Source organism: Mesorhizobium sp. M1A.F.Ca.IN.020.06.1.1, assembly GCF_004023265.1.
Taxonomy (GTDB): Bacteria; Pseudomonadota; Alphaproteobacteria; order Rhizobiales; family Rhizobiaceae; genus Mesorhizobium.
In genome coordinates, this window is sequence record NZ_RZSR01000145.1 from 1 (window position 1) to 8,822 (window position 8,822).

General features: G+C 63.6%; 9 protein-coding genes. All 9 read left to right on the plus strand.

Annotated features, from left to right (window positions below):
- The coding region (locus tag EOA60_RS09220; RefSeq protein ID WP_281060731.1) for an NADH-ubiquinone oxidoreductase-F iron-sulfur binding region domain-containing protein at nt 1-359 on the plus strand (359 nt) is incomplete at its 5' end.
- A 72-nt stretch (nt 360-431) separates the two neighbouring features.
- Nucleotides 432-1,112 carry an NADH-ubiquinone dehydrogenase gene (locus EOA60_RS09225; protein ID WP_095826205.1) on the plus strand — a complete coding sequence of 227 codons (681 nt, stop codon included), beginning with the start codon at nt 432-434 and terminating at the stop codon, nt 1,110-1,112.
- 72 nt (nt 1,113-1,184) lie between these two features.
- Nucleotides 1,185-3,266 (plus strand): NADH-quinone oxidoreductase subunit NuoG, encoded by a 2,082-nt coding sequence (gene nuoG / locus EOA60_RS09230; protein WP_095826204.1) that lies wholly within the window; start codon nt 1,185-1,187, stop codon nt 3,264-3,266.
- Nucleotides 3,267-3,268: 2 nt separating this feature from the next.
- On the plus strand, nt 3,269-4,312 hold the full coding sequence (nuoH, locus tag EOA60_RS09235; protein WP_066998780.1) for an NADH-quinone oxidoreductase subunit NuoH: 1,044 nt from the start codon (nt 3,269-3,271) through the stop codon (nt 4,310-4,312).
- Entirely contained in the window at nt 4,312-4,803 is a 492-nt protein-coding gene (gene nuoI / locus EOA60_RS09240; protein ID WP_066998784.1) for an NADH-quinone oxidoreductase subunit NuoI, read from the plus strand. The genes nuoH and nuoI overlap by 1 nt, the downstream gene beginning before the upstream one ends.
- A 235-nt stretch (nt 4,804-5,038) precedes the next feature.
- Nucleotides 5,039-5,659 (plus strand): NADH-quinone oxidoreductase subunit J, encoded by a 621-nt coding sequence (locus EOA60_RS09245; RefSeq protein ID WP_066998787.1) that lies wholly within the window; start codon nt 5,039-5,041, stop codon nt 5,657-5,659.
- Between the two features lies 1 nt (nt 5,660).
- Nucleotides 5,661-5,969, plus strand: a complete 309-nt coding sequence (nuoK, locus tag EOA60_RS09250) for an NADH-quinone oxidoreductase subunit NuoK (protein ID WP_095826203.1) — start codon at nt 5,661-5,663, stop codon at nt 5,967-5,969.
- Nucleotides 5,970-5,980: 11 nt separating this feature from the next.
- Nucleotides 5,981-7,954: an NADH-quinone oxidoreductase subunit L gene (gene nuoL, locus EOA60_RS09255; protein WP_128293055.1), complete on the plus strand. Its 1,974-nt coding sequence runs from the start codon at nt 5,981-5,983 to the stop codon at nt 7,952-7,954.
- On the plus strand, nt 7,954-8,822 hold an 869-nt coding region (locus EOA60_RS09260), incomplete at its 3' end, for an NADH-quinone oxidoreductase subunit M (RefSeq protein WP_164899240.1). The genes nuoL and EOA60_RS09260, both read left to right, overlap by 1 nt.

Genomic DNA, 8,822 nt, shown 5'->3' on the forward strand with positions numbered 1-8,822 from the left:
GCACTGCGGCTGTCATCGTCATGGACAAGTCGACCGATATCGTGAAGGCGATCGCCAGGCTTTCCTACTTCTACAAGCATGAGAGCTGCGGCCAGTGCACGCCGTGCCGCGAAGGCACCGGCTGGATGTGGCGGGGGATGGAACGGCTGGTGCGCGGCGAAGCGCAGAAGCGCGAGATCGACATGCTGCTCGATGTCACCAAGCAGGTGGAAGGTCACACGATCTGCGCGCTGGGCGATGCCGCGGCCTGGCCGATCCAGGGCCTGATGCGGCATTTCCGTGGCGAGGTGGAGCGCCGCATCGACGAGTTTTCGCGCAACGCGCACCGGGTCGAGCCGGTGATGGCGGCGGCGGAATAGATTTGCAAGACGGGCATTGCCCGGGACGGAAAGCAGGGGCGGGGCGCACGAAGAAACGACCAGGAGATGTCTATGGCGCCGTATTCGATAGCCTACCCGCTGATGCCTTATTTGGACGAACTCGAGAAGATGAACCCGGACCTGACCAAGATGATGCCGAGGGAGATGGCCAGCGCCGTCAACCTGATGGCGCATCCTGTCGCGGGCGTGGCTGCACTATCGGCGGTAGGCATCGGTTTCGCCAACCATGCCCTGGGTGTCTGGGTGGGCGCGTTCTCCGGCGCCGTCGAAGCCTCGCAGCGCATGCTCCAGCCGTTCCTCGACGATCTCGAGGCGCGGACCGAAGCCGCCAACAATTCGTCCAAGGCGCGCAAGGCGACCGAGACGCTGATCGCCGAGGCGCAGACCTTCGCCAGGGATGTGACCGACATCGCGGCGAACGCCAGCGCTGAGAAGGCGCTCGACGCGAGAGGCGACACGGTAGCCGGAACGGCCGCGACCGGTCTGATGCCGGAAGATTTCAGGCAGCCCAAGGCGATCGACAAGCCGGCAAAGCCGTCCGACCTGAAGGCGATATCGGGCATCGGGCCGAAGCTGGAGAAGGTGCTGAATGGTCTTGGCATCTGGTCCTACGACCAGATCGCTGCCTGGACCGCGGAAGAGATCGCCTGGGTCGAGGATTACCTGTCGCTCGCCGGCCGCGTCGGCCGCGACGACTGGACTGGCCAAGCGGCGGCGCTGGCCGCCAAGTAGTGAGATGAAATGCCGGGCGCAGTCGCGCCCCGGAACGAAAGATTGCGGGAAATCCGCGAGGGTTTGAGGCGAATGGCAAAGCTCAAGGTCGACGGGAAAGAGATCACGGTACCCGACCATTACACGCTGCTGCAGGCGGCCGAGGACGCCGGCGCGGAAGTGCCGCGCTTCTGCTTCCATGAGCGGTTGTCCATCGCCGGCAATTGCCGCATGTGCCTGATCGAGGTGAAGGGTGGCCCGCCCAAGCCGCAGGCCTCCTGCGCCATGGGCGTGCGCGACCTGCGCCCCGGCCCGAATGGCGAAGCGCCGGAAATCTTCACCAACACGCCGATGGTCAAGAAGGCCCGCGAAGGCGTGATGGAGTTCCTGCTGATCAACCATCCGCTGGATTGCCCGATCTGCGACCAGGGCGGCGAGTGCGACCTGCAGGACCAGGCGATGGCCTTCGGCGTCGACTCCTCGCGCTACCATGAGAACAAGCGGGCGGTCGAAGACAAGTATATCGGTCCGCTGGTCAAGACGGTGATGAACCGCTGCATCCACTGCACGCGCTGCGTCCGCTTCACCACCGAGGTCGCCGGCATCTCCGAACTCGGCCTGATCGGCCGCGGCGAGGATGCCGAGATCACCACCTATCTCGAACAGGCGATGACCTCCGAGCTCCAGGGCAACGTCATCGACCTTTGCCCGGTCGGCGCGCTGACCTCCAAGCCGTTCGCCTTCCAGGCGCGGCCGTGGGAGCTGACCAAGACGGAGTCGATCGACGTCATGGACGCCGTCGGCTCGGCGATCCGCGTCGATAGCCGCGGCCGCGAGGTGATGCGCATCCTGCCGCGCGTCAACGAGGCCGTGAACGAGGAGTGGATCTCGGACAAGACGCGCTTCATCTGGGATGGCCTGCGCACCCAGCGCCTCGATCGTCCCTACGTTCGCAAGAACGGCAAGCTTGCTCCGGCAAGCTGGGCGGAAGCCTTCGCGGCGATCAAGGACGAGGTGTCGAAGACGGCCCCTGAGCGCGTCGGTGCGATCGCCGGCGACCTCGCCGCGGTCGAGGAAATCTATGCGCTCAAGCTTTTGATGGCGGCGCTCGGCTCCAAGAACATCGACTGCCGCCAGGACGGCGCCGCGCTCGATCCGTCGCTCGGCCGCGCGAGCTACATCTTCAATCCGACCATAGAAGGCATCGAGCAGGCCGACGCGGTGCTGATCGTCGGCGCCAATCCGCGCTTCGAGGCCTCCGTGCTCAACGCCCGCATCCGCAAGCGCTGGCGCGTCGGCAACCTGCCGATCGGCGTCATCGGCGAGATCGGCGACACGCGCTATGACTACGAGCTCATCGGCGCCGGCCCAGAATCCTTGAAGGACTTGGCCGACGGCAACGGCAAGTTCTTCGAGGTGCTGAAGAATGCAGCGCATCCGCTGATCATCGTCGGCCAGGGCGCCCTGGCGCGCTCGGACGGCGCGGCAGTGCTCGGCCAGGCGGCAAGGCTGGCGACGACCGTCAATGCCGTCACGGCCGAGTGGAACGGCTTCGCGGTGCTGCACAACGCGGCGGCCAGAGTCGGCGGGCTCGACGTCGGCTTCGTGCCGGGCGAGGGCGGCAAGAATGTCGCCGGCATGCTGGGCGCGACGGATCTCCTGTTCCTGCTTGGCGCCGACGAGATCGACATGGCCAAGACCGGCGGCGCCTTCGTCGTCTATATCGGCACGCATGGCGATGCGGGCGCGCACCGCGCCAATGTCATCCTGCCGGCTGCTGCCTACACCGAAAAGTCCGGCACCTATGTGAACACGGAAGGCCGCGTGCAGCAGACCAACCGCGCCGGTTTCGCCCCGGGCGAAGCGCGCGAGGACTGGGCGATCCTGCGGGCGCTGTCGGATGTGCTCGGCAAGAAGCTGCCGTTCGATTCGCTGGCGCAGCTGCGCGCGAAGCTCTATGGCGAATACCCCCATCTTGCCCGCGTCGATCATGTCGCGGCGGGCAGCGCCGACGGCGTTGCCAGGGCGGCGAAGCTCGGCGGACGCTTGAACAAGGGCACCTTCACCTCGCCGGTGAAGGACTTCTATCTCACCAACCCGATCGCGCGGGCCTCGGCCGTGATGGCTGAGTGCTCGGCGCTGGCCAAGAGCGGCTTCAAGCAGGCGGCGGAATAAGCATGGACACCTTCTTTTCCTTCTACGTGCTGCCGGCGCTGCTGATCCTGTTGAAGTCGGTCGTGCTGATCGTCGTTCTTTTGATCTTTGTGGCTTACGTGCTTTATGCCGACCGCAAGATCTGGGCTGCGGTGCAGCTGCGCCGCGGCCCGAACGTGGTCGGTCCCTGGGGCACGCTGCAGGCCTTCGCCGACCTTTTGAAATTCGTCTTCAAGGAGCCGGTGATCCCGTCGGGCGCCAACAAGGGCGTCTTCCTGCTGGCGCCACTGGTCTCAGCCGTGCTCGCGATCTCGGCCTGGGCGGTCATTCCGGTCAATCAAGGCTGGGCTATCGCTAACATCAATGTCGGCATCCTTTATGTTTTCGCCATCTCCTCGCTCGAGGTCTACGGCGTGATCATGGGCGGCTGGGCATCGAACTCGAAATATCCGTTCCTGGGCGCGCTGCGCTCAGCCGCGCAGATGGTGTCCTACGAGGTGTCGATCGGCTTCGTCATCGTCACCGTGCTGCTTTGCGTCGGCTCGCTCAACCTCTCCGACATCGTGCTCTCGCAGCAGGATGGCCTCGGCACCAAGCTCGGCCTGCCCAACACCTTCCTCGACTGGCACTGGCTGTCGCTGTTCCCGATGTTCATCGTGTTCTTCATCTCGGCGCTGGCCGAGACGAACCGTCCGCCCTTCGATCTGGTGGAAGCGGAATCGGAACTCGTCGCCGGACACATGGTCGAATATTCGTCGACGCCGTTCCTGCTCTTCTTCCTGGGCGAGTACGTCGCCGTCGTCCTGATGTGCGCGCTGGCCACCATCCTGTTCCTCGGCGGCTGGCTGCCACCGTTCGACTTCGCGCCCTTCACCTGGGTGCCGGGCCTGATCTGGTTCGTGCTCAAGGTCTGCCTGGTGTTCTTCATGTTCTCGATGGTGAAGGCGTTTGTGCCGCGCTACCGCTATGATCAGCTGATGCGGCTAGGCTGGAAGGTCTTCCTGCCGATCTCGCTGTTCATGGTCGTCGCCACCGCGGCCTTCCTCAAGATCACGGGGTTTGCGTGATGTCCGCTCTTGCCCAAGCCGCAAAGGCCCTGCTGCTGAAGGATTTCGTCAGCGCCTTCTTCCTGTCGATGCGCCAGTTCGTTGCGCCGAAGGAGACGATCAACTATCCGCACGAGAAGGGACCGACCAGCCCGCGCTTCCGCGGCGAGCACGCGCTGCGCCGCTACCCCAATGGGGAGGAGCGCTGCATCGCCTGCAAGCTTTGCGAGGCGATCTGTCCGGCACAGGCGATCACCATCGAAGCCGGCCCGCGCCGCAACGACGGTACGCGGCGCACCGTGCGCTACGATATCGACATGGTGAAGTGCATCTATTGCGGCTTCTGCCAGGAAGCCTGCCCGGTCGACGCCATCGTCGAGGGGCCGAATTTCGAATTCGCGACCGAGACGCGCGAGGAGCTTTACTACAACAAGGAAAAGCTGCTCGCGAACGGCGATCGCTGGGAGCGTGAGCTGGCGCGCAACATCGCGTTGGACGCGCCCTATCGCTGAGATTTGACGCATGGACGGGGCGAGGGCCTCGTCCAAAGGATGGTCACCGAAAGTTGCAGACTTTCGGACCAGATCATCCTCCGGAATGAAAAGAGTGTCGCATGTTTCTTTCGATCGGGTCTTTCAACCCGATCGGAACATGCGATAGGAACACGCAACTTTGCCAGCCAGAGGCGGCGGCGACATCGAGCAGGGGCGCTGAGCCAGTGTTCGGACAGGAACCCGAGGGAACCCCATGCTGAGTGGACTAGAGGCGGTCTTTTTCTACCTCTTCGCCTTTATCGCCGTGGCGTCGGCCTTCATGGTCATTTCGTCGCGCAACCCCGTGCATTCGGTGCTGTTCCTGATCCTCACCTTCTTCAATGCCGCTGGCCTGTTCATGCTGACCGGCGCCGAGTTCCTGGCGATGATCCTGCTCGTCGTCTATGTCGGCGCTGTGATGGTGCTGTTCCTTTTCGTCGTCATGATGCTCGACGTCGACTTCGCGGAGATGAAGCAGGGCGCGCTGCAATATGCGCCGATCGGCGCGCTGGTCGGACTGATCCTGGCGGCGGAACTGATCGTCGTGCTCGGCGGCTACAGCTTCGCGCCGCAGCTTGCCTCGACGGTGGCGAAGGCAACGCCGGACCTCGCCGCGCGCTCCAACACGGCGGCGCTCGGCGACATCCTCTACACGGACTATCTCTATTATTTCCAGATCGCCGGCCTCGTGCTTCTGGTCGCCATGATCGGTGCCATCGTGCTGACGCTGCGCCACAAGGAAGGCGTCAAGCGGCAGTCGATCGCCGCCCAGGTCGGCCGCACGCCGGCAACGGGCATGGAAATCCGCAAGGTCAAGTCGGGCGAGGGTATCTGAGATGGTCGTCGGCATCGCGCATTATCTGACCGTATCGGCGATCCTGTTCACGCTCGGCGTGTTCGGCATTTTTTTGAACCGCCGCAACATCATCGTCATCCTGATGTCGATCGAGCTGATCCTGCTCGCGGTCAACATCAACTTCGTCGCCTTCGCGGCGGCGCTGCATGACCTCGTAGGGCAGGTATTCGCCCTGTTCGTGCTGACGGTCGCCGCGGCGGAGGCCGCGATCGGACTTGCCATTCTTGTCGTCTTCTTCCGCAACCGCGGCTCGATAGCGGTCGAAGACGTGAACCAGATGAAGGGTTGACGGGAACAACCATGTACCAGGCCATCGTCTTCCTTCCGCTGCTCGGCTTCCTGATTGTCGGCCTGTTCGGCAATTCGCTCGGCGCCAAGGCATCCGAATACATCACTTCCGGCTTCCTGGTGATCGCGGCGGTGCTGTCGTGGATCGCCTTCTTCACCGTCGGCTTCGGCCATGGCGAAGTGTTCACCGTGCCGGTGCTGCGCTGGATCCAGGCGGGCGGGCTCGACGTCGCCTGGGCGCTCAGGATCGACACACTGACGGTGGTGATGCTGGTCGTCGTCAACACCGTGTCGGCGCTGGTCCATATCTATTCGATCGGCTACATGCACCACGATCCGAACCGGCCGCGCTTCTTCGCCTATCTGTCGCTGTTCACCTTCGCGATGCTGATGCTGGTGACGGCTGACAATCTGGTGCAGATGTTCTTCGGCTGGGAAGGCGTCGGCCTCGCCTCCTATCTGCTGATCGGCTTCTGGTACAAGAAGCCCTCCGCCAACGCCGCGGCGATCAAGGCCTTCGTCGTCAACCGCGTCGGCGACTTCGGCTTCGCGCTCGGCATCTTCGGCGTCTTCGTGCTGTTCGGCTCGGTCAATCTCGGCACAGTCTTTGCCAACGCAGCCTCCTTCCTTCCGGCCGAAGGCGCGCCGGAGGGCGCCGCGGTGCTCACCTTCCTCGGCCATGCGCTCGACAAGCACACGGCGCTAACGGTGGTGTGCCTGCTGCTGTTCATGGGCGCCATGGGCAAGTCGGCGCAGGTGCCGCTGCACACCTGGCTGCCCGATGCCATGGAAGGCCCGACGCCCGTCTCGGCGCTGATCCATGCCGCGACCATGGTGACGGCCGGCGTGTTCATGCTGGCGAGGCTCTCGCCGCTGTTCGAGCTGTCGCATTCGGCGCTGACCGTCGTCACCTTCATCGGCGCCTTCACCGCCTTCTTCGCGGCCACCGTCGGCCTTGTCCAGAACGATATCAAGCGCGTCATCGCCTATTCGACCTGCTCGCAGCTCGGCTATATGTTCGTGGCGCTCGGCGTCGGCGCCTATGGCGCGGCGATCTTCCATCTGTTCACGCATGCCTTCTTCAAGGCGCTGCTCTTCCTCGGCTCGGGCTCGGTCATCCACGCCGTCTCCGACGAGCAGGACATGCGCCTGATGGGCGGGTTGAGGACGCTCATCCCCAAGACCTACTGGATGATGGTGATCGGCACCCTGGCGCTGACCGGCGTCGGGATCCCGGCGACGGTGATCGGCACCGCCGGCTTCTTCTCCAAGGACGCCATCATCGAAGCGTCCTTTGCCAGCCACAACGCGGTCGCGGGCTTTGCCTTCGTGCTGCTCGTGATCGCCGCCGCCTTCACAAGCTTCTATTCCTGGCGACTGATCTTCATGACCTTCCACGGCGAGCCGCGCGCCAGCCACGAGGTCATGCATCACGTGCATGAATCGCCGCCGGTGATGCTGGTGCCGCTCTACGTGCTGGCTGCCGGCGCGCTGTTTGCCGGCATCATCTTCCACGGCGCCTTCATCGGCGAGGGCTATGCCGAGTTCTGGAAGGCCTCGCTGTTCACGCTGCCGGACAACCACATCCTGCACGAGATCCACGAATTGCCGTTGTGGGTGGAACTGGCTCCGTTCATCGCCATGGTCATCGGCTTTGCGGTCGCGTGGAAGTTCTACATCCGCTCGCCAGAACTGCCCCGGAGCGTCGCCGCCAACCATCGCCTGCTCTACGGCTTCCTGCTCAACAAATGGTATTTCGACGAGCTCTACGACTTCCTTTTCGTGCGGCCGGCGAAGCGCCTCGGCCGGTTCCTATGGAAGACCGGTGACGGCGCCATCATCGACGGGCTCGGCCCGGACGGCATCTCGGCGCGCATCGTCGACGTCACCAACCGCGTCGTCAAATTGCAGACCGGCTACCTCTACCACTATGCCTTCGCCATGCTGATCGGCGTGGCCGCTCTCGTCACCTGGATGATGCTCTGATGACCGACTGGCCAATCCTCTCGCTGGTCACCTTCCTGCCGCTGGTTGGTGTTCTGCTCATTCTGCCGATCAGCGACGACAGCGAAAACGCGCGCCGCAACATCCGCTCGATCGCCTTCATCACGACGGCGTTCACCTTCGTGGTGTCGCTGTTCATCTGGAAGGGCTTCGATAATTCGCAGGCCGGCTTCCAATTCGTCGAGAAGCACGCCTGGCTGGATTCGGGCATCTCCTACCATATGGGCGTCGACGGCATCTCGATGCTGTTCGTCATCCTGACCACCTTCCTGATGCCGCTCTGCATCCTGGCCTCGTGGGATGCGATCGAGAAGCGCGTCAAGGCCTACATGATCGCCTTCCTGATCCTCGAGACGCTGATGATCGGCGTGTTCTGCGCGCTCGACATCGTGCTCTTCTACGTCTTCTTCGAGGGCGGCCTGATCCCGATGTTCATCATCATCGGTGTCTGGGGCGGCAAGCGGCGCGTCTATGCCTCGTTCAAGTTCTTCCTTTATACGCTTGCCGGCTCGGTGCTGATGCTGCTCGCCATCATGGCGATGTTCTTCCAGTCCGGCACGACCGACATCACCACGCTGCTGACGCACAACTTCCCGGCCAACATGCAGACCTGGCTGTGGCTCGCCTTCTTCGCCTCCTTCGCGGTGAAGATGCCGATGTGGCCGGTGCACACCTGGCTGCCCGACGCGCATGTCGAGGCGCCGACGGCGGGTTCGGTCATCCTGGCCGGCATCCTGTTGAAGATGGGCGGATACGGCTTCCTGCGCTTCTCGCTGCCGATGTTCCCGCTGGCGTCGGAGATGTTCGCGCCGCTGATCTTCACGCTCTCGGTCGTCGCCATCATCTACAC

What these genes read in the sequence shown, in the direction of transcription:
- nuoI (WP_066998784.1), top strand. Translation starts at nt 4,312, where the DNA reads ATGTCCGCTCTTGCCCAAGCCGCAAAGGCCCTGCTGCTGAAGGATTTC.
- nuoL (WP_128293055.1), top strand. Translation starts at nt 5,981, where the DNA reads ATGTACCAGGCCATCGTCTTCCTTCCGCTGCTCGGCTTCCTGATTGTC.
- nuoH (WP_066998780.1), top strand. Translation starts at nt 3,269, where the DNA reads ATGGACACCTTCTTTTCCTTCTACGTGCTGCCGGCGCTGCTGATCCTG.
- EOA60_RS09245 (WP_066998787.1), top strand. Translation starts at nt 5,039, where the DNA reads ATGCTGAGTGGACTAGAGGCGGTCTTTTTCTACCTCTTCGCCTTTATC.
- EOA60_RS09225 (WP_095826205.1), top strand. Translation starts at nt 432, where the DNA reads ATGGCGCCGTATTCGATAGCCTACCCGCTGATGCCTTATTTGGACGAA.
- nuoG (WP_095826204.1), top strand. Translation starts at nt 1,185, where the DNA reads ATGGCAAAGCTCAAGGTCGACGGGAAAGAGATCACGGTACCCGACCAT.
- nuoK (WP_095826203.1), top strand. Translation starts at nt 5,661, where the DNA reads ATGGTCGTCGGCATCGCGCATTATCTGACCGTATCGGCGATCCTGTTC.